Origin of the sequence: Arthrobacter sp. AG258, assembly GCF_004364695.1 — a bacterium.
GTDB lineage: Bacteria > Actinomycetota > Actinomycetes > Actinomycetales > Micrococcaceae > Arthrobacter.
Window position 1 is genome coordinate 121,149 of the sequence record NZ_SOBI01000008.1, and the last position, 21,787, is coordinate 142,935.

Here is a 21,787-nt window from a genome sequence, read left to right on the forward strand (position 1 = left end):
TCCCGGGCGGGGCCGTTTCCTAGGCGGCTGTGACGGCGTGGCGCCACAGCCAGTAGTCCCGGTCCGCGCGGAGTGCGGCACGAACCTTGTCCCTGCCCTGCGACGGATCGGCATCCGTTTCCTGTGCCAGGCGGTCGGCGAGCGTTGCCGTGGACCGCGCCCAGGTGGTGATCACCAGCAGCGGCAGCAGCGAGGCCTCCACTCCCCGCATGCCAAGGTGGCGCGAAAGCGGGTCCAGCGCCCAACCCCCGGGGCCGAATGCCTTGTCGAAGGCTGCGATCTGGGCGTCCCGGGCGAACGCCTGCTCGCTGGACTCACTGAGGTACTGGAGGTAGAACACCAGGTCGTGGCCGGGGACGCCGTCGGTCAGGGAGCGTTCCCAGTCCATGACCTGCAGGCCACTGCCGGGCTTGACCAGCAGGTTGGGGTGGCTCAGGTCGCCGTGCTCAATGACGGCCGGGAGCCGGGCGGCACGCAGGGGTTCGAGGAGTTCGTGGGTACGCTCAACCAGCTGGCCGGTTTGGGCGTCCGGTCCGGCCAGCCGCTCCAGGGCCGCCAGCGGGGCGGTGACGGCGCGCTGGTACCAGTCAGGGTTGTCCGTTGCAGCATGGGTGCAGGGCAGGGACCCCACAAAGCCCGTCCCGGCCGCGACGGCGGCCGGGAGGTCCGCGGCCACCTTCCGCGGATCCAGGGGAATACCCGTCAATGCCGTCTCGACCAGGACCGTGTACGGCCCCTCGTCGCGGATTCCCACCAGGCGTGGAACACCCGGGCTGTCGACGGCGGCTGAGAGCTGGTCCAGCATGGCGGCCTCCCGCCTGACTCCGCTGCTGTCTCCGGGCTGGCGCGGGATCTTCACTACCAGGGCGGGTTCGCTTCCACGGGCCGGAAAAACCAGGGCCACCACGTGCCGGGAGGTGGTGAAGCGCGGGGTCAGCAGCAGCGTTTCCCACCCGCTGCCAAGGCCGTAGCGGTCAAGGGCGAATTCCTCGAAGTGCTCCCGGAGGAACTGGTCGACGAAGCTCATGGCCGGCCTCCCCCTTCCGGACGCCTGCCCGTGACGGTGCCCTCCGGAACCATGAGGTCGAAGACGTGAAGTGCCAGGGCCAGGTGGGCCGCGGCAGCTTTGAGCGCTCCAAACCGCACATCCTTCCGCAGCGCCAGGGTGTCACGGATGGCCACGCCCGACCGGACCGGAACCAGCCTGGCGGTGCGGTCACGGTTGGGGGCATTCCAGTAGAGGGTGACGTCCTGGTATCCGCGGCGCTCCAGTGTCCGCTTCCATCCCCGGAGCGTCCGGGGGCCGGAGCGCTGGAGCAACGAACGGCTGGCTTCCACGCAAATCCATCCCCCGGGTTCCAGCGCCAGGCCGGCGGCTTCCACGTGTCCGCGGCCCGGAGATGCCAGCAGCACCACGTCGCATGACGCGCCGGCCGGGCCGGCCAGGCGGACGGCCTCCGGGTCCAGGAGCCGCAGCGCCGCCTCCGTTTCCTGGCTCACCTGTCCGGCGAAACCAAGGTTGCGGGGCTGCAGGACCGGAATCAGGAATCGCCAGTCCAGGAGGCGCCAGAGGTGCAGGGCCAGGGCCTCCGCCGCGCCGGCGCCAGGAGCCGCCGGGGCAACCGGGGCCACACTTTCCTGCGCAGCAGGACTCCTGCCGTTACCGGGATTGCGACGTCGGGTGGCCGCTCGGATGCCGGCAGGGCGGGACAACGTCTCCCAGACAATGCCGGTGGCCACCCGTTGGACGGCCGCCGCCGGCTGCGCCGCATCGACCACCCGGCCGCCGGGGAGGCGCCCGGCCAGCTTCAGGTAGTCCTGCCGCCAGGATTCCAGCAGCTCCGGGCTGTGTTCGCCTTTTCGCTCAAACATCACGGGGCCGGGTACATCCAGCACGAGGAGGACGTCCGGGGCCGGGATTACCGCCAGCGCGAGTGCGTTGCTCATCCCGGCCAGGGGTCCGCCGCCGGAGCCGCCCAGCAGCGCGTCGTACGCTACGCGGTCCATCAGCACTACCTTGCCCATGCGGCGGTAGAACCTGGCCAGTACTCCGCCGCGCACCAGCCGGTAGATCTTCTTCCCGGTCCGTCCGCCGGGGATCCGGCCAAGGACCTTGTCCCAGGGGCCGGCTCCCCACAGGCCCATGTAAACGTACTTGGTAGGCAGCGGAACGTCGGCGTGCAGGCCGTTGAGCAACGTGGTCTTCCCGGCGCCGTCCGGTGCCATGACGCCCAGCAGCGGAGTGTGCCCGCGGACTTGGGCCCCGGCATGCCTCAGCACCCTGTTGGCTCCCGCAATCAGGCGCGGGCTCAAGCCGCCGCGCCAAGCGGCACGCATGCGGGCCGCCGTCCCGGGAACGTCGTCGAACCGTCCGTCCAGGACCGAATCCACCATCTCGGCCACCAGCCCGGCACCCACCCGGCGCCTGACCGACTCCGCGATGCGCCCGCCGTCGGCCGCTGTCCTTGCTGCGGCACGCGCCAACGGGTGCCGCTCCGGGGAAATGCTGCCCTTGTCCATGAACAGGTGGAGCAGGAGCAGCCATGCCTGGTCGGCAGGGTCCGGCATCCAGTGCGTTCCGCGGCGCACCCTTCGGCGCAGGCAGCGGGCCGCCCACGGGGTGCGCCACTGCTGGTAGGGCCCGAAGGCGAGGTCGGAGACGACATCGAGCTTGATCCAGGCCCCGTCATCCACCGCATAGTGGAAGTAGAACCTGTGGCTGCCGTGGCCCGGCGCCCGGACCCGGCAGAACCCCGCGGCAGCCAGCAGTCCATCCAGCACGGGCAGGACGCCTTTGTCCACAAGGATGTCCACGTCGCCGGCCGGCAGGGCGAGGTCATCCCCGCCGCGGAGCAGCAGCCACGGCCAGCTGGACGCATCGAGGGCATCGAAGACCGCGGCCAGCCGGGGATGGACGCGCAGGATTTCCGTCGCGGCACCACCGGCCGGCAGGTTGTTCAGGACGTCCACGGCGCCACCCTCCAATCGGTTGCCGGAGCCAACTCCGGGGGTACGGGGCAAAGGTGTTCGGGGGGCCTAGGGTGTGTAGGCATACTGCACCACCCAATCGACCTGGAGGTGTCCGGCAGTGCCGGGGGCGGGGAAGGTACTGGAGGCGTCGTCGGCCGTTTCCACCTGGAGCGTCCAGCGCATGGGGGTGTCCGGCACTCCCGCCGGCTTGGTGGTCTGGTCCACGAGCTTCCCGTCAAGGAACCACTGGACCAGGCCGGGACGCCATTCGATGGTGGCAACGTGCCACTGCCCCGGCCGGGCCGCCGAATAGCGCCTGTCACCGGGGTCGAACTGCATGCCGGTCGGCGTCCGGGTTCCCTTGATCGCGGAGTTTCCGTAGAGGGACCCGTCCAGGGCGCCCTCCGGCCAGTCGATCTCTCCCTCGTTCCAGTCGTCGCTGGCCGGCCAGAGGAGGAATGCCACCTTGTAGCCCGGAATGGAGTCGTACCTGAACCGGACGGAATACCTTCCGTAAATCTGGCCCGAGTACCCGAACGGGATGACGCTGGCCACCCGCGGCCGGTTGTTCGAATAGTGGAGGTGGAAATCGAGGTAGCCGTCGTGGACCGACAAGACCTGGTCAGGGGTGTACGTTCCGAACCCCGAGGAATCGGACAGTCCGTCGTAGCCGCGCATGTCCTGGCCGTAGACGCCGCCTACGGCCCCTGGTGCCGCAGCGACGTTGAAGTCCTGGACCATGGTCTGGCGCCAGGAGGGCAGGTCCCCGCGGGGCGCCCCGTTGACCTGCGATGAATCGGCATGCAGGGCCAGCAGGGCCGCCCCCACCAGGGAAAGGGACGTCACCGTGACCAGCGACAGTTGGTACACCCGGCCGCTAGTTGCCCCAGTCAGCACGGGAAACCTCATAGATACGCACCGACTTGTTCTCAAAGACAACCTGTGCGGCCTTGGATACGTCCAGGTCGTGCTCCAACGGGACCATGGCATCCTTGGAGAACTGCCGCAGGACACCGGTCGAGGTCCGCTGCTGGAGGTCGGAGACCACAACGAACAGCCGGTCCGAGGCCCGCAGGTTCGCTCCGGCCCGGGTCTTGTCCACATAGGCCACCATGTCGTCCCCGGTGAAGGGCTGGGTGGAACTGTGGAGCTTGGAGGCAACCGAAACCAACTGGCCGGTGCGGAGGTAGAAGGAATAGTGCGGGCCAATCAGGAGCGGCAGGTGGTAGTTAGTTTCCACCACCGCATCGCCCTTCCGGACGTTCGAATCGAGCCAGCGGCTGGCCGAAACATCCGCCGCGGGCACCCGGACGTTGGCCTCGTTCTGGAAATACACCGCGGTGAACATGACCGCCAGGACCGTGACCGCCGACGCTGCCCCTACCACTGTCCTCCTGGTGGGCACCTTGCCGGCCCAGAGGAACCACGCCGCGCCGATGGCCAGCCACGGAAGGGCAAACATGAACACGCGGAGCCTGCCTTCGCCGCCATAGGAGGTGCCGAAAAGCCCAAGGATCGGCGTCGCAGCCAGCGTCCCCACGATCAGGGTGGTGCGGATGTTGCCCAGGCGGATGTTGCGGATGAATCCAAGACCGGCCAGCAGTGCGGTGAACAAGGACAGGGCGAGCGCCTCGCGGGCCAGCCACCGACCGGAGAGGAGGGATGGCCCGGGACTTCCGTTGGACGCCTTGTACCCGGCGTTGGCGAAGAAATCGAAACCGCTCAAAAGGCCGTACTTGCCCGCTACGAAATCGACGTTGGGCAGGAGGTAGAGCAAAGCCATCAGCAGAAGTGCCGGTGCAACCCAGGCGGGCTTGAAGTAGCGGGTCAGGAACAGGGGGAAGAGCCCCAGGATGGCCAGGTAGGGAGTCAGCTGGTGGCTCATCACGATCATTGCCTGCAGGACAAGGACCGCAACGATTGCCAGCGCCTGCTGCCGGCCGCTGTACGTTGGGGGTTCATCCACCTGGGCCTCGGACTTGGCGAGCCGGGCCGCCACCCGGCGCTCCAGCTTGAGTACCCAGCCGGCTGGTGTGCCGCGCAGGAACGTCAGGATCACCAGGCACATCGTCAGGTGCAGGGTGTAGGCAAAGGCCTGCGGTGAGTAGTAGTTCTGGTTGAGCCAGTTGGTGAGGGTGAACACCAGGGCGGCGGTCCAGTAGATCCGCGGGTTCCGGGTCAGGGCCCGGGCGATTGCGAGCACCAGCGCAACACTCATGAGCGCGAACACCGGTTCAGCCCAGCCTGCGTACGCCATGGGGTCCTGGTATCCGCTGGATTCGCCGAGGAAGGCGCTGAAGAGGAAAAACCCGGGCCAGCGGTTGTAGATATCGATGCTGGGATCGAAATGCCCGGTGGTCTGGATCAGGTCCGTGACGGCAATGTGTTTGTACGTCCACGGCAGCCGCGGGACGGCGGTCAGCAGCCCGGCAGAGGAGTACAACATCACCACCAGCCCGGTCAGGGAGGCTCCCGCGAGCCAGCCTGAATGCAGCCGCTGCCGCGAGATGCTCCAGATGCACAGGGCCACGACCAGCGCCAGCGCGGCGTACCAGGTCACCGGGAAGGCAGTCAGGAGCCCTAAGTCACCCAGGCGCGGGTTAGTCGCGGCAAGGGAGGCCACCCACATGCCCATGGCGGCCACCAGGACCAGCCACGGCGCATAGGTGCCGGGTTGCGGGCGGGGCAGCGGGGAGGAGGCAGCCCGGATCCGTTCCGGGCCGGGAACCAGGAGGGCGACGGCGGCTGCCAGCATGATCCCGACGGCGGCGGGCCGGGGATTCCAGAGTTGCAGCCAACCCATGGCCGCGGCGGTCAGGGCGAAGGCCGTAGCGCCGGCAACGACCGTGAATACCAGGCGGGCTGCCGGGTCCACACTGGGGAGCCACCGCACCAGCGCCCAGCCGGGCAGGACCAGGCAAGCCAGGAGTTTGGCGCCGGCGAAGGTCTCACCCCCGATGTCGAACAGGATCAGGGCCGCCGTCACGGTGCTCAACAAGGCCAGGGCGTAATCGGCGTATCCGGGCCTGCGCCGGCGCGACGTGCGGGAGTTCATGGGACCGGAGACGTCACCCCTGATAAGAAGCGCCATACTGTTTCAACTCCTGGGTTGGCTTGCCACTGGCGGAGGGTTTCTCCGCACCAGCACTGGGTGGACTGTGTTTGCTAACTGCCGGCTGTCCGGCGGGACTGCAGGTACTTGTAGGGGCCCACGGCCACGGCCAACATCTGCAGCCAGGCGAGCCTGGCCACCTGGGCTTCGAGGGAACCGTGGGCTGGTGGACCTTGGAGAGCCGGCCGGGCAGGGTGCTGGTGGGCCAGGTATTCCATCCCCACGCCCCAGCTCCTGGCCAGCGCCAGCCTGGCGGTGTGCGGGTCCATCATCACTTTCGTCATCCATGCGCCCAGCCCGGTGCCGTACCCGCGGGCCTGCACCCGGAGGTCTTCGAGTCCGTCCCGGTGGCGGTGCCACACGATCGCTGCCGGCTGGACCACCAGGGCATATCCGGCCAGGATGACCCGGGTGAACATGTCGATATCCTCGCCGCCGCCCGTGGGGGTGCCGACGCCCAAGGCCGGGTCGAATCCGCCGAGGGTGAGGGCGGCGTGGCGCTTCAGGGCGAAGTTCGCTCCGGTCCCGAAAGCCCCCGGGCTGAACGGGAACTTCGGCAGCCCCTCGGGCGGGTCTGCCAGGGAATAGACCCGCGGCACCAGGCTCCGCGACCAGCTCACCTTCGCATCGAAGTAGCCCTGGGTGGGGGTCCTGAGCTCCCCTGCCGGGACCAGGCCGGTGACGCAGGCCGCCTCGGGAGCGGCTTCGAACGCAGCGGCAATCTCCCACAACCAGGACCTGTCGACAACCACGTCGTCGTCCGTGAACGCCACCAGGCTTCCCCTGGCGTGTTCCAGGCCGGTGTTCCTGGCGTTGGACAGGCCGGGAGCGGGTTCGGTGACCAGGCGCACGCGCTTGTCCCTGAAGTCCCGGCGCACCAGTTCCTCCGTGTCGTGCGTCGCCGGTGCGTTGTCAACCACCACCACGTCGAAGCGGGGATAGTCGAGCGCAAGGATGGTCATCAGCGCCGCCCGCAGCTGCGGCGTGCGGTCCCTGGTGCACACCACTACTGTGATGTGCGGGGCCGTCACAGCCGGCGGGAATGAAGTGACACGTGGCAAGGCCGCCAAGGCGTCCTCGAATACAACCCGATCCACGATTCCCGACGGCGACGGCACGTCGACGAATCCCCGCACGACCCCCGACGCACGCACCAACAGCCGTGCCCGTTCGTATCCGGCATGGTTCTCCAGTTCAAAGTGCGAGCAATCCGCAAGATCCTCCAGGTCCACTGACCCGATCCACCGGGCCCCCGGCCAGACCGGAGGCAACACGGACTCCATGGCGGGCACCAGGATCAGTGCTTCGCCCTGAAGCCCCTCAAGCACACGGCTGGCGCCCTCGCTCATTGCACTTCCCTCCACTGACCGCCGGCCGGAACCAGGGCGTCGTCCGCCTCATCGGGGCCCGTCCAGTGTTGGAGGCGGCGCCCTTGGAAGTACCCGGCCGCAGTGCAGGCAAGCACCGCAATCACGGCCCCCGCACGGCCCAGCCCGTCGGCGCTGCCGTCGCGGCCCCAGGAACGCAGCCCGGTGAACACCGCCCGCGGAAGGACGCTGCGCACGTACCGGCGCTCGGGCCCGAGGGCCCGTTTGTGGCCCACCAACTGGCTGACCTGGGCTTTGGAGAGCCCTTCGGACCAGGAGCGGGACATCATGTACCTCAACGTTCCGCGGGAGGCGGGGACGTGGTGGTGGACCAGCGCCGCCGGTTCGTACACGATGCGCGAGCCGGGCGACCCCATCTGGGAGCGGATGCAGATTTCGGTCTCCTCACAGCCCAGCGGCAAGGTGCCCTTGCGTCCCAGCGAGAGGTTGAATCCGCCTACTTGGCGCAGGACCTCGAGCCGGAAGGACATGTTGGCACCGATGACGTTGCGGACTTCGGAGGCCACCCGCGGCATGCCCCGGTGACTGCAGCCCACGATCCAGTCAAGTTCCTCCGCGAAATAGCCCGGCCGGCCGGCCTCCCACAGCGGGACCACCTTGCCGCCCACGGCCAAAACGTCCGGATCGTCGTACAGCGCCACCAGGCGCTCGAGCCAGTCCGGCGCTGCCTCGGCATCGTCGTCAAGGAAGGCGACAATGTCCGACTCAGCGAGCCCGACGCCGGTATTGCGTGCCCCGGACAGACCGGCCTGCCCGGTGCTCTCCACCACGGTGACGTCGTCGACGATCTCGACGAGCCTCTCGTACAGGTCCTCGTTATGGTCAACCACCACCAGCACCTGGTCCGGGGCCAGGCTTTGCTGGCGCACCGACTCGATGACATCAAGCAACATCCCCCACCGCGCCGACGTGTACGCGCAGATCACCACCGTCACGGAAAGGGGTTTCATGCGATCAAGCATGGTGGCTCACCGCCGGAGTAAGGACGCTGTGCGGGTCCACGGGCAGGCGCGGGAAGCGGACGTTGGAGTAGGTGTACTTCACGCGGCGGAGGGCCTCGGGGCGTGCTCCGGCTGTGGGGGCCTCCCATACGGCGCATTCCCGGGCCAGGGTGTGCAGCACGCGCCACCCGTCGCGGAACGTCTGCAGGTTGGAGGCGCCGGAGATCCTGTCCAGCTCCAGGCTGGGGACCTCGGCGATCCGCAGTCCCGCCTTGGCGGCCCGGACGATGAGTTCGGTTTCGATTTCGAAACCGTCGGACTCAAGCTCCAGCACCTCCAGGCATTCGCGCCGGAAAGCGATGTAGCCGTAGCAGAGGTCCGAATAGTTGCTGTGCAGGACAGCGTTCGCAAGTCCCGTCAGCGCCCGGTTGCCGGCCTTCCGCAGCCGGGTCAGGTCTTCGGACCCGCCGCCGGTGACGTGCCGGGATCCCTTGACGAAATCGAAGTCGTGCTGGAGGGGCGCCACGAACCACCCGATCTCCTGCGGATCCATGCTGCCATCGGCATCCAGCATCACAATGATGTCCCCGCTGGCGGCCGCGAAGCCGGAACGAAGGGCCACGCCCTTTCCTTTCCGGGGTTCGTTGACCACCACGACGTCCGAGCGAAGCGCCTTGGCCACTTCGACGGTGTTGTCCTGCGAACGCCCGTCCACGATCACCACTTCATCGACGTAAGAGGGCATCCGGCGCAGAACCCAGGGAAGGTTCTTTTCCTCGTTCAACGTGGGAATAACAACGCTGATTGAAGCTTGTGGAAATAAGAGTCCCGGCTGGGAAAACAAAGCCGGCAGTTGGGGCGAAATCGACAATTGCCTCACCACTTCATGACAGTTCGGATTCTGGACAATGCCGCCGGCGGTTTCGCCGCGGCACATACGCTTGATCCGGTCATGGTCTGGTCGCTGATCCCCCAGCAACCCATCGCCAATCCTCTGGCCGTTCCCGGCAGACTACCCCCTACCTAATCCGGGTATCACGAGTAGTAGGTACTCACTTTTTACCCAGGGTTTACCCCCTGTTAGGCAAGTAGAGGGCTCGGTGTTTGCCGTTCCGATTAGGTATAGGGGATTACTGCGCGCCCGAAACCATTAGGTAGGGGGAGTGCAAAAACCCCCATTTAGGTAAGCCACCTACATTGCCCGCGGCGGCGTTCAGGCTTACGCTTCTCGGTACTTGGGGGCTTGAGCTCTTTGTTTCTGGGCCAACGGGCATACGTCCCCTGAACTTTTCCTCATGCCCCAGGAGTTCCCTCATGAAGCTCAGACACTTCCCCCATCGGATGGGCCAGGCCCTCGTCGTCGCACTCGTTCTCGCAGCTTCCATCCTCGGCGTACCCGGTGCCGCTGTGGCCGACACCGTATACGGCACCCAAGGCATGGCCTACTCCGGGGTGGCGAATCCGCCCACGTCCGACAAACCGCAAAGCAAGCTGTGGTGGAACGACGGCTCCTGGTGGGCGGACATGTGGAAGACCGGCACCGGATGGAGTATCTACCGCCTGGACCGGACCTCCAACAGCTGGGTGGATACCGGAGTCGTGAACGACGCCCGGGGCAGCACCCTCGCGGATACATTCTGGGACGGCAGCCACCTGTTCATCGCCTCGCATGTGGTGACCGTCAGCAGCGACGGCACTCCCAAGCCATCACTTTCCGGCCAGCCGGCAAAGCTTTACCGGTACAGCTATTCAGGCGGCAAGTACACGCTGGACAGCGGTTTTCCCACCACGATCACCAACAATTCAAGTGAATCCATGACGATCGATGCGGACTCCATCGGCGGAATCTGGGCAACGTGGACGCAGGTGGGCGGGAACTCGACGTCCGGCTTCACCAACACCGTCTACGTGAACTACTCCAGCAACAATGGCGCCACGTGGGGTACGCCGTTCGTCCTCCCGGTGGCCAGCCCCAACCCGGCGCCCGATGACATTTCGGCCGTGGTGGCATTCGGCGGCGGCCAGATCGGCGTCATGTGGAGCGACCAGCGGACCGACACGATGTGGTGGGCCACGCACGCGGACGGAAAGCCCGCCAACTCCAACTGGAAACTGCAGCCCGCGGTCCGGGGCAACGGGCAGGCCGATGACCACCTGAACCTCAAGACCCTCCAGGCCGACACCTCGGGCCGGGTCTTCGCCGCAGTGAAGACGAGCCTCAATGACACGTCCTCCAGCAAGACGCTGCCGCAGCTGGTCCTGTTGGTCTTCAAGCCCGGTACCGGCTCCTTCACCGTGTCCACTATCGCCACCACCGGCGATTGTGTGTCCCGCCCGCAAATTGTCCTGGACACCCAGAACAACCTGGTCAGGGAATTCCATACGGCCCCGCCCACTTCGGTATCCGGCTGCGCCTACTCCGGCGTCGCCGGCAGCATCTACGAGAAGACCGCCTCCATGGACAATCCTGTCTTTGGATCGGGCCGCGGCACGCCGATCATGCAAGCTGCGTCGTCGTCGAACATCAATGACGTCACCACCAGCAAGCAGAGCGTGAACAACACCACCGGGCTGGTGGTCATGGCCAGCGACAACGTGGCCAAGCGCTACTGGTTCTCCGACCGGCCCCTGGGCGGCACTCCGCCGCCGGCAGGGCAGGCGCCGGTGGCATCGTTCACCGCCAACCCCACCACGGGCACGGCGCCGCTGAACGTCACCTTCACGGACACGTCCACGAATACGCCCACGTCCTGGGCGTGGGACTTTGGCGACGGCGGCACGGCAACAATCCAGAATCCCGCCCATTCCTACGCGGCGGCCGGCACCTACACCGCCAAGCTCACGGCCACCAACAGCACAGGTTCGTCCTCCGCGACGGCCACTATCAGCGTCACCAGCACACCACCACCGCCGACATCCGGCGGGATCACGGTGGTGAACGCCAACACAGCGAACTCGGGCACCGCCGTGACCACGGCTTCGCTGGCAGTTCCCGCCGGTACTTCCGCCGGTGACGTCCTGGTTGCCGCCATCACCGTGGACCTCAATCCCGGCCTGACGGCGCCTGCCGGCTGGACCGCGATCGTCAACGGGCAGTCCATCAACAGTTCCTCCACCTCCGGAGCACGGGCTTACGCCTTCTACAAAGTGGTGGGCGCCGCCGACCCGGCCACCTATAACTGGACCCTCAGTTCAGCGGCAAAATGGGGTGGCGGCATCACGGCATACCGTGGAGTCAACAACACCGCGCCGCTGGACAGCCCGGTGGTGACGGCGGCTGACACCAGCTACTCCGCCACCAGCATCACGGTGGGCAGCATCACCACGGCCACCAACGGCGCCATGCTGATCGGCGGAGTGGGTTGCGACTGCAGCGCTCCGGTGGTCACCGCGCCATCGGGCTGGACCGAACGCTGGGAGGCCGCGGCCGGCCAGGTTGCCGAGCAGGCGGACAAACCGCAGGCGACGGCGGGGGCCAGCGGAACAGCCACCTGGACGTTGAGTGCCGCCCGCGCGATCGTTGCCTGGCGAACGGCGCTTAAGCCGGCCGCCTAGGCATACCCGACGAGCGATAAGGGAAGCGGTTCCGGGGATCCATACCGGCCCCGGGGCCGCTCCTTGCCGTTTGGCGAAATACAAAAATGGCGAAGTAAATTTCGCACCAAATGCATACTGACGCATTCTTGAGTAATTTCCGTGCCAAATCTTGATGAAATCCAGCGGTAACGCTGTGGTGGAATGGTTCATTCCGGGGCTATATTCACTCATACCGGATGAACCCGCGCTGGGGCGCGTGAATCAACCTTGAATTGGCAGTGCAAGAATGCGGTCTCCTTCTTCGACGAATGGGGAACGCCATGCCGCTAGTGGGCCGGAACAAAGAACTGGACCGAATCCTGTCCGTCGTCCGCGGACCCAAGGAAGCTGCCTTGGCGATAGCCGGCAACAGGGGCACGGGAAAATCAGCCCTGCTTGCAGAAATTCCCACCTTGTCCGACTACCGGACCGTCTTCATGGCTGCCAGCGCCGCCGAATCGGACTGGCCGCTGTCCGGACTGACGGCGCTCCTGAACAACATGGACGATCCGGTCCTCAACCGGATCGCCGACGATCTTCTCCGCGACACCGCCGGAGACCTGAACGTTCCCGCCGTGTCCGGCATGCTCTTGAACGGCCTGCACCAGCGTTCGTCGTCCCGGACCGTGATCGTGATCGACAACGCCGACCAGCTGGACCACAGCAGCCAGGAAGTCCTCGGGTTCCTGGCCCGCCGCCTCGCCGGCACCGACGTCGTCCTGGTCTTCGGACTGCGGGCGGACCTGCCCGAAGGCCCTTTCAGCGGCTTGCCCGTGCTGCAGCTTGGCCCGCTCACGTACAGCGACACCGTGCGGGTGCTCGAAAGCATCCCCACGAAGCGGACCACGACGGCGGCCGCCCACGCGGTGGCCGCAGCCACCCGCGGCAACCCCCTTGCCGCCGTCGAACTCTACAAGCAGCTCATGGACAGGCACGCTGAAGGAAAGTACGCCCTGCCCGTCCCGCTCGCATCGGTGGGAAGCTTTGACGCCGAGTACGCGTCAGCGGTGGGTGCGCTGACCCCCGGCGCCCGCGGCGTCCTGGACCTGCTGGCGCTGTCCTACCGCAGCGATATTTCCACGATCGAAAAGATCGACCACGACGTGTGGACCAGCGTGGACGAGCTCCTCAGCGCCGGCCTGGTCAAGCGCACCGGGCCGCACCTCGGGATTAGCGACCAATTGCTCAGGGGAGCCGTCTTCAACGCCATGACCCCTGCGGTGCGCACCGCCAACCACCGCGCCCTGGCGGAAGCAGCCAACAACACCGACCCCTACGCCCGCAGGTGGCACCTGAGTTTCACCGCACTGGAACGCAAAACCCCATTCCAGCTGCTCCGGCACGCCGTCGACCTGATCCGCGGCGGCGAGGTGGTTTTCGCAGTGGAGTACATCGAACGGGCACTGACCATCAATCCCTGGGAGGCCGAAACGGCGGCACGGCTCACCACGCTGGCGGAACTCCTGTTCAACCGGGGTGAATTTGTCTATGCCCGGCGCTACCTGGAATGGGCGCAGCGGGTGACCCGGAACCCGGCGCTGATCCTGCGGCTTACCGGCCTGTCCTTCGAGATCCAGTTCGCCCAGGGCGCCGCCGTGCGCTCCAGCATGGTGCTGCGCCTCGTGAAAGAGTTCGGCCAGCACGATCCCGCCTACGCGGCGAGCCTGCTGGCCATCGGAGCCCTCTACTACTCCGAGCGGTGGGAGTTGAAGGACGCGGCCGAGCTCCTCCGGTGCGGCAGTGGCTTCAAGGGCTCCGCTTCCGCACAGTGCCTGGCCATTGCCGGCCGGGCCGCAACCCTGGTGGAATCCATCAGCGGCAATACCGCGAACCTTGCCTCCAAGTACGAGCAATCCGGCACCGCGCGGGTTGCCGGGCTCCTGGTCCAAGGCCGGGCGCTGACCTACGCCGAGCACTATGAAAGCGCCCAGGAAGCTTTTGCCATGCTCCGGGGCTCGGCCGAACCCGGCCACGTCAACTGGCGCGAAACCGCAGCCCTGATGGCAGTCGACAACGAAATCAGGGCGGGGAACGTCCGCGCCGCAGTCACGCTGATCGACGACCTGGACCGCACCGAACCGGAGATCAAATACCACCGAGGGGTACGGCACTACTTCCGGGTCTGGCGCGCCTACGCCACGGGTGATGCCGCACGTGCCCAGGCGCACGCCGTCGAGGCCCACCGTTATGCGGGCACGGAAAGCCACCCGGCCCTTACTGCCCAGCTCGCCGCATGCCAAGGGCATTTTGCCTTGCTGCGCGGTGACTTGGCGGAGTCCGTTGCCCAGTTGTCGCGGGCCGTCGAGATCGGCATGGGGTTCGGCAACCCCACCCTCCTGCGGTGCGAAGCCGATCTGGTGGAGGTGCTCATCCGCCTTGGCCGGCACCATGAGGCCACCCAGGCGCTAATGCGCCTCGAGGGCCGTTCCGCAGGGTTGCGTTCCCCCTGGCTGATGATGGTCGTAACCCGGAGCCGCGCCATGCTGGCCGACGGCGAACAATCGCTGCAGCTCTTCTCCCAGGCCCTCCAGGGCCGGAACGGGCACATGCTGGAGCACGCCAGGACACTGATGTGCTACGCGGAGCGGCTCCACGCCTTTGGCAAGCTGCGCGACGCACGGGACGCCCTGCTCCGGGCAAAGGTGATGTTCGACGAGGCAGGAGCGGACGCCTGGACCCAGCACGTGGATGCCCTGCTCCTGGACGAACGCGTGGAACCGGTCCGGCAGCAGGGCAACCCGGCCTTGCTGATGCTCGCAGACCATGAGCGCTCATTGGCCAAAATGGTGGCCCGCGGCATGCGGAACAAGGAAATTGCCGCCACGCTGTATGTCTCGGTGCGCACCGTGGAAGTGCGCCTGACTGCCATCTACCGAAAACTTGGTGTCGAGTCCCGGGCCCAGCTCACCGCCCTCGCGGCGGACAAGGGACCGGCCGCCAGGGAACCCTACGTGTTGCCCGTTTTGTAGGCGCAATCCCTTCAGTTGCGGTACCCGCAGTTTCCACAGCCTTCCCTTGCAAGACCCACAAAGGCCGCGCCGGCCTCCTTCAAAGCCGACTTTCCGCGGCTAGTTTTGCTTCACAGCCAGGGGACAGGCGCTACGACCGAGAGGGTGATCATGGCAGAGATACCAGTTGTCAGGACCCGACGTTCAGCCTTCGACTGGCTTGTTCCCCCCGCTGCTGCACAGCGGGCGGCAACACAGCAGCCGGTGGCAGGGGAAGCCGCAGGAACCCGGTTCCCCCTGCCACCGGCAGCCCCCTTTCTTCCCGCGGCACACGCCCGGCCCCGCAAGGCAACGGCAGCCTGGATCAACCGGCACACCAACCTCCTCCGGTCCGCTGACGCGGTGGTGGTCATGCTCTCCGCCTATGCCGGATTCCTGCTTTCCGAAGCGGGCTTCTCACCCGAGGGCCCAAGGGACGGCGGCGCCGCTGCCGCGGCCGCCGCGCTGACGGCAACCTGGCTGGCGGCGCTGGAGCTCTACCACACCAGGGATCCGAGGGTGCTTGGAATCGGCGCTGACGAGTACAAGCGGGTGGCCGCTGCCACGCTCCGCATCTTTGGCCTCCTGGCCCTCGCTGCCGTGATCTTTTCCATCCACGGTGCCAGCGCGTTCGTGACCGTGTCCCTTCCGCTGGGCCTGGCGGCCCTGACGCTCAACCGGCGGGCATTCCGCCGCCGCCTGACCGCCGAAAAGGCCAAGGGGCGCCACCTCTCCCGCGCCGTGGTGGTAGGCGAGCCGGAGGACGTCCGGTACGTGGTCCAGCAGGTCCGCAAGTCCGGGGCTGTCTACGAGATTCTCGGCGCCTGCCTTCCGGGGGCACGCCGCGGCGCAGGACTGCGGGTGGACGGCTGCACGGTGCCGGTCCTGTCCTCCACGGACGATATCGCCCGAACAGTCCGCTTGGTGGACGCTGACTCCGTGATCATCGCCGGCCCCCTGCCGGGCGGCAACCGGTTCATCCGCGAGCTTGGCTGGAAACTCGAGGAGTCCTCCGCGGAGCTGATCCTCGCAGCAACACTGACCAATGTTGCCGGTCCCCGCATCCACTGGCGGCCGGTGGACGGCCTGCCCCTCATGCACGTGGACATCCCGCAGTACGGCGGGGCCAAACACGCCATGAAGCGGATCATGGACGTGGCCGCGGCGCTGGCGGCCCTTCTGGTGCTCTCACCGGTCCTCGTGGTGCTCGCGCTGATCGTGAAACGGGACAGTCCGGGGCCGGTCCTTTTCCGGCAGGCCCGGATAGGCAAGGACGGCCACGTCTTCGGGATGTACAAGTTCCGGTCCATGGTGGTCGACGCCGAGGCGCGGCTGGCGGGGTTGAACCAGCAAAACCAGGGTGCCGGGGTGCTCTTCAAGATGAAAGACGATCCCAGAGTGACCCGCTGCGGCCGCTGGATGCGCAAATACTCGCTCGACGAGCTCCCCCAGCTTTGGAACGTGGTGCTGGGCGACATGAGCATGGTGGGTCCCCGGCCGCCGCTGGACCGGGAGGTCAGCGGCTACGAGCGCCACACCCACCGCCGGCTGCTGATCAAGCCGGGTATCACCGGCCTTTGGCAGATCAACGGCCGCTCGGACCTTCCGTGGGAGGAAGCGGTCCGACTGGACCTCTACTACGTCGAAAACTGGTCCCTTGCCGGTGACCTCCTGATTCTTTGGCGGACGTTCCGGGCTGTCGTCCGGCCGTCCGGCGCTTACTGACACACTCACAAATGGGAAGACAATGACATGAGAAAATTCGGCAGTCCCTTCCACTCCGCCAACCACCCGCAACCTGCACCGAAACTTCGCATCGCCGTCGTCGGAGCCGGCTACTGGGGTCCCAACCTGGCGCGCAACCTCCAAGCAAGCCCGGACTGGGACCTGGTGGCCATCTGCGACCTGGACATCGACCGGGCCCGCAAGCTGGCGGACACGCTGGGGCAGATACCCTGCGTCGAGTCCATGGACGAGCTCCTGGACAGCTTCGACGTCGATGCCGTGGCAATCGCGACGCCGGCGCGAACACACCATGGCGCGGTCATGACGGCGTTGCGCGCCGGAAAGCACGTCCTGGTGGAAAAGCCGTTGGCGGACAGCAGGGAACACGGGCTGGAGATGGTGGCCGAAGCGCGGGCAAACGGCCTGGTCCTGATGGCGGACCACACCTACTGCTACACCCCGGCGGTGCTGAAGATGCAGGAGCTGGTGCAGTCCGGATCCCTGGGCGAGATCCTGTTCGTGGACTCGACCCGGATCAACCTGGGCCTGGTGCAGCCCGACGTCGACGTTTTCTGGGACCTCGCCCCGCACGACTTGTCCATCCTGGACTTCGTCCTCCCGGGCGGCCTCAACCCCGCCGAAGTCTCGGCGTTCGGGGCGGACCCGCTGGGGACCGGCCGCGATTGCGTGGGCCACCTGAACTTCCGGCTCCCCAACGATGCCACCGCCCACGTGCACGTGAACTGGCTCAGTCCCACCAAAATCCGCCAGATGGTGATCGGCGGATCATTGCGGACGCTGGTGTGGGACGACCTGAACCCCCAGCAACGGCTCAGCGTCTACGACCGCGGGGTGAGTTTGGACCGGCAGCCGAGAACGGCCGGCGAGAAGGCGTCCACCGCCGTCTCCTACCGCTTGGGGGACACATGGTCCCCGGCGCTGCCCGAACGTGAGGCCCTCGGCCAGGTGGTGCAGGAACTCGCCTCCTGCATCCGCACCGGACGGCAGGCACGGACGGGCGGCGCCTCCGGGCTCCGGGTGTTGTCCGTCCTCGAAGCGGTCACCCGCAGCCTGACCCTGGACGGCCGGTCCACCCCCGTGGCGGGTGCCGCGATGGCCGGCACCGGCGCGGAACTGGAGGGGGCCCGGTGAGCACCCTGGAGGGCGCCAACGTCCTGGTCACCGGCGGAGCCGGCACCATCGGCTCCACCCTGGTGGACGCCCTGCTGGCCGCAGGAGTGCGCCGCATAGACATCCTGGACAACCTGGTCCGCGGCAGGCTGGACAACCTCTCCGGCGCCCTTGCCACCGGGCAGGTCGGACTGGTGCGGGGCAGCATCCAGGACCGTGACCTCGTGCATGACCTCACCCGCGGCAAGGACCTGGTATTCCACCAGGCGGCCATCCGGATCACCCAATGCGCCGAGGAACCCCGGCTGGCTTTGGAAGTGCTGGTGGACGGCACTTTCAATGTCCTGGAGGCCGCCGCGGAACACAAGGTGGCCAAGCTCGTGGCCGCCTCCAGTGCGTCGGTCTACGGGATGGCCGAGGAGTTCCCGACCACGGAACGGCACCACCACGCCAACAACGACACGTTCTACGGCGCTGCCAAGTCCTTCAACGAAGGGATGGCCCGGAGCTTCCGTGCCATGACGGGCCTGGACTACGTGATGCTGCGCTACTTCAACGTCTACGGGCCGCGAATGGACGTCCACGGCCTGTACACCGAGGTCCTGGTGCGGTGGATGGAACGGATCATGGACGGGCAGCCGCCGCTGATCTTCGGCGACGGACTCCAGACCATGGACTTCATCCACACGGCGGACGTGGCCCGAGCCAACGTGCTGGCCGCAGGCAGCAGCATTGCCGAAGGCACCTACAACGTGGCCAGCGGGACGGAAACCAGCCTGCTGGACATGGCCCGCACCCTGCTGCGGGTCATGGGCTCGGACCTCAGCGTCGAGCACGGCCCCGCACGGCAGGTGAACAGCGTGGTGCGCCGGCTGGCCGACACGTCCGCGGCCGCCCGCGACCTTGGCTTCAAGGCGGAAGTGGAACTCGACGAAGGACTGCGCCAACTCGTCAGCTGGTGGATGCCGCTGCGCAACGAAATCGCCGCCACACGGAAAGTTGGTGCCTGATGACTGCCGAACCAGTCCTCGCCCGGATCAATGTCATGAAGCCTTGGCTCGGCGACGAGGAGGCACGGGCCCTGGCCGAGGTGGTGGCCTCCGGCTGGGTGGCGCAGGGGCCCAAGGTCAAGGAGTTCGAGTCCCGGTTCGCGGAGTACCAGGGTGTCCGCCATGCGGTGGCCACGTCCAGTTGCACCACCGCCCTGCACCTCGCCCTGGTGGTGGCCGGAATCGGACCCGGGGATGACGTCGTGGTGCCCTCCCTGTCCTTCATTGCCACGGCCAACGCGGTGACCTACGTCGGTGCCAGGCCGGTGTTCTGCGACGTGGATCCGGCCACCGGCAACGTGACGGCGGAAACCCTCCACGCGGCCCTCACCCTGGACACCAGGGCCGTGATTGTGGTGGACCAGGGCGGCGTGCCGCTGGACCTGGACCCCATCCGCGAACTCTGCGACCGGCACGAGATCATGGTGATCGAGGACGCCGCCTGCGCAGTGGGGTCGATGTATAAGGGCAGGCCGGTGGGTGCGGGCGCGGATGTGGCCGTGTGGTCCTTCCATCCGCGCAAGATCCTCACCACCGGTGAGGGCGGCATGCTCACCACCAACCGGGCAGATTGGGCGGCCAGGGCCAGGACCCTGCGGGAGCACTCGATGAGCGTGTCCGCCGCCGACCGGCACGGATCGCTCCTGGCCCCGCCGGAGGTGTACCTGGAAGTCGGGTTCAACTACCGGATGACGGACCTGCAGGCCGCCGTCGGAATCGTCCAGCTGGGCCGGCTGCCGGAGGTGCTGGAGCGGCGGCGGAGCATCGCGGCGCGCTACGTGGCCGGCCTTTCCCGGGTGCCGGGCCTCCGGCTGGTATCGGACCCGCCCTACGGCACCACCAACTTCCAGTCGTTCTGGGTGGAGGTGCTGCCCAGTTTCGGGACCACGCGGGACGGGCTGATGGAACTGCTGGCGGACGCCGGAATCTCTGCACGGCGGGGCATCATGGCCGCGCACCGCCAGCCGGCCTACCGGTGGCGGAACGCGGGCGGCTCCCTGCTGCAACAAACCGAGCGGCTCAACGACAGGACCCTGATCCTTCCCGTCTACCACGAACTGGACGACGAAGGGCTGGACCGGATCATCGGCACCATCCGGGGCGCGGCTGCAGGATACGCGCGTGAGTGAGCTGATCCTGATAGCTGCCAGTGGCCTGGCCCGCGAAGTCCTGGCGATGGTGCGCAGCAGCGGCCAATATGACGTCGTCGGCCTGCTGGACGACGACAAGGAGATGGCGGGCGTCACCGTGGACGGGGCACCCGTCCTTGGGACCATCGATGACGCCGGGAAGTACACGCACGCGTTCGTCCTGGTATGCATTGGTTCCGGCAGGATCCGGGAATCCGTCGTGGAGCGGCTGACGGCCATGGGCCTCACGGAGGCACGCTACGCGACGGCGATCGACCCCTCGGTCCAGTACCCGGAAGGATGCCGGGTGGGCAGGGGAAGCATCCTGCTCCGCAACGTCACGCTCACCGCATCCGTCACCCTGGGAGCGCACGTGGTGGCCATGCCTTCGGTGACCTTCACGCACGACGACGACGTGGCCGACTTCGCGACGTTCGCCGCGGGTGTGTCGCTGGGCGGCGGAGTCCGGATTGGCCGGGCAGCCTACGTGGGAATGAACGCCAGCGTGCGCGAACGCACTTCAGTGGGCGCCTACGCCACCGTGGGGATGGGAGCGGCAGTGCTGAGCAACGTGCCTGACGGACAGACGTGGGTTGGGGTGCCGGCCCACGAAATTGACGGCGAAAGATTCAGTGTTGGGGGGATTTCATGAATTCCGACGTGGATGTGCAGGCAGTCCCGCTGGTGGACCTGGCAGCACAGCAGGCTGAGATCCATGACGAGGTGATGGCCGAACTGGACACAGTCATGAGTTCGGCGTCCTTCATTGGCGGCCCGGCCGTTGCGTCGTTCGAGGCGGCGTACGCCGCTTTCCTGGGCGCACGGCACTGCGCCGGCGTTGCCAACGGAACGGATGCGCTGGAACTTGCCCTGCGTGCCGGGGGCGTGCGGCCGGGCGGGGAAGTCATCCTGCCGGCCAATACCTTCATCGCCACGGCCGAGGCGGTCAGCCGGATCGGGGCAGTCCCGGTGCCTGTCGACGTCGACCCTTCCTTCCTCCTGATCGATCCCGACGCCGCCGCGGCCGCCGTAACCTCCCGCACGCAGGCGATCGTGCCGGTGCACCTGTTCGGGCAAACCGCCTTCGTGGAAAAACTGATCCCCGTTGCAGACTCCTGCGGCGCGGTGATCATCGAGGATGCCGCGCAGTCCCAGGGCGCAACACGGTTCGGCCGGCACGCGGGCACTTGGGGCCTTGCCGCCGGGACCAGCTTCTACCCCGGCAAGAACCTTGGCGCCGCCGGGGACGCGGGAGCCGTGCTGACATCCGACCCCGGCGTGGATGCCCAGGTCAGGTTGTTGGGGGCGCACGGGAGTTCGGTGAAGTACCGGCACGACGCCATCGGCTTCAACTCGCGCCTGGACACCGTCCAGGCGGTCGTCCTGAAAACGAAGCTGGCGAGGTTGCAGGGCTGGAACCTGCGGCGCAGGGCTGCGGCGGAACGCTATGCGGCGTTGCTGGCGGATGTGCCGGGTGTCGAGCTGCCGCAGGAGGCACCGGGGAACGCGGATGTGTGGCACCTGTACGTGGTGCGTGTCCGGCACCGGGACGCTGTCCTTGAGTCGTTGCACGCGGCGGGGATCCAGGCGGGAATCCACTACCCGGTTCCGGTGCACCTCAGCGGGGCGTACGCGGGCCGGACATCCGGTTCGTTCCCCGTGGCCGAGGATGCTGCCGGGCGCATCCTGTCCCTCCCGCTGTTCCCGCATATCACTGCCGAACAGCAGGAACGGGTTGCTGGGGCGTTGTCATGCGCAGTGACGAAGCAGTAGTCCGT

The 21,787-nt window shown here is 67.1% G+C and carries 15 protein-coding genes; 8 read left to right on the plus strand and 7 right to left on the minus strand.

Annotation, left to right across the window (positions count from 1 at the left end; translation table 11 throughout):
- Positions 1–19: 19 nt before the first annotated feature.
- The 7 genes from DFO47_RS16935 to DFO47_RS16960 all read right to left on the minus strand — a co-directional run bounded on the left by DFO47_RS16935 (position 20) and on the right by DFO47_RS16960 (position 9,294).
- Positions 20–1,027, minus strand: coding sequence for an aminoglycoside phosphotransferase family protein (locus DFO47_RS16935; RefSeq protein ID WP_133832393.1), 1,008 nt, complete (start codon positions 1,025–1,027; stop codon positions 20–22).
- Complete coding sequence (locus DFO47_RS16940) at positions 1,024–2,970, minus strand: hypothetical protein (RefSeq protein WP_133832394.1); 1,947 nt, start codon at positions 2,968–2,970, stop codon at positions 1,024–1,026. Before DFO47_RS16940 ends, DFO47_RS16935 begins: the two co-directional genes overlap by 4 nt.
- A gap of 66 nt (positions 2,971–3,036) precedes the next feature.
- On the minus strand, positions 3,037–3,867 hold the full coding sequence (locus DFO47_RS16945; RefSeq protein WP_166651742.1) for a glycoside hydrolase family 16 protein: 831 nt from the start codon (positions 3,865–3,867) through the stop codon (positions 3,037–3,039).
- Positions 3,848–6,061, minus strand: a complete 2,214-nt coding sequence (locus DFO47_RS21150; protein ID WP_166651743.1) for a hypothetical protein — start codon at positions 6,059–6,061, stop codon at positions 3,848–3,850. Before DFO47_RS21150 ends, DFO47_RS16945 begins: the two co-directional genes overlap by 20 nt.
- A gap of 74 nt (positions 6,062–6,135) precedes the next feature.
- A complete protein-coding gene (locus DFO47_RS16950) occupies positions 6,136–7,431 on the minus strand; it encodes a glycosyltransferase (RefSeq protein WP_018762859.1) in 1,296 nt (431 codons plus the stop codon).
- Entirely contained in the window at positions 7,428–8,420 is a 993-nt protein-coding gene (locus DFO47_RS16955) for a glycosyltransferase (protein WP_133832396.1), read from the minus strand. The genes DFO47_RS16950 and DFO47_RS16955 overlap by 4 nt, the downstream gene beginning before the upstream one ends.
- Positions 8,421–8,424: 4 nt before the next feature.
- Complete coding sequence (locus DFO47_RS16960; protein ID WP_347876407.1) at positions 8,425–9,294, minus strand: glycosyltransferase family 2 protein; 870 nt, start codon at positions 9,292–9,294, stop codon at positions 8,425–8,427.
- 431 nt (positions 9,295–9,725) lie between these two features.
- Here DFO47_RS16960 and DFO47_RS16965 point away from each other — a divergent pair, with 431 nt between their 5' ends.
- From DFO47_RS16965 to DFO47_RS17000, 8 genes are all read left to right on the plus strand, one after another.
- Entirely contained in the window at positions 9,726–11,966 is a 2,241-nt protein-coding gene (locus DFO47_RS16965; protein WP_208294426.1) for a PKD domain-containing protein, read from the plus strand.
- Between the two features lie 302 nt (positions 11,967–12,268).
- Positions 12,269–14,956 (plus strand): AAA family ATPase, encoded by a 2,688-nt coding sequence (locus tag DFO47_RS16970; RefSeq protein WP_166651744.1) that lies wholly within the window; start codon positions 12,269–12,271, stop codon positions 14,954–14,956.
- 150 nt (positions 14,957–15,106) lie between these two features.
- Complete coding sequence (locus tag DFO47_RS16975) at positions 15,107–16,699, plus strand: sugar transferase (protein WP_243835521.1); 1,593 nt, start codon at positions 15,107–15,109, stop codon at positions 16,697–16,699.
- A 27-nt stretch (positions 16,700–16,726) separates the two neighbouring features.
- A complete protein-coding gene (locus tag DFO47_RS16980) occupies positions 16,727–17,851 on the plus strand; it encodes a Gfo/Idh/MocA family oxidoreductase (RefSeq protein ID WP_018762853.1) in 1,125 nt (374 codons plus the stop codon).
- A complete protein-coding gene (locus DFO47_RS16985; protein ID WP_133832398.1) occupies positions 17,848–18,840 on the plus strand; it encodes an NAD-dependent epimerase/dehydratase family protein in 993 nt (330 codons plus the stop codon). Before DFO47_RS16980 ends, DFO47_RS16985 begins: the two co-directional genes overlap by 4 nt.
- Positions 18,840–20,009, plus strand: a complete 1,170-nt coding sequence (locus tag DFO47_RS16990) for a DegT/DnrJ/EryC1/StrS family aminotransferase (RefSeq protein WP_018762851.1) — start codon at positions 18,840–18,842, stop codon at positions 20,007–20,009. The genes DFO47_RS16985 and DFO47_RS16990 overlap by 1 nt, the downstream gene beginning before the upstream one ends.
- Positions 20,002–20,661 (plus strand): acetyltransferase, encoded by a 660-nt coding sequence (locus DFO47_RS16995; protein WP_133832399.1) that lies wholly within the window; start codon positions 20,002–20,004, stop codon positions 20,659–20,661. Before DFO47_RS16990 ends, DFO47_RS16995 begins: the two co-directional genes overlap by 8 nt.
- Positions 20,658–21,782, plus strand: coding sequence for a DegT/DnrJ/EryC1/StrS family aminotransferase (locus DFO47_RS17000; protein ID WP_133832400.1), 1,125 nt, complete (start codon positions 20,658–20,660; stop codon positions 21,780–21,782). The genes DFO47_RS16995 and DFO47_RS17000 overlap by 4 nt, the downstream gene beginning before the upstream one ends.
- The last annotated feature ends 5 nt before the right edge of the window (positions 21,783–21,787 follow it).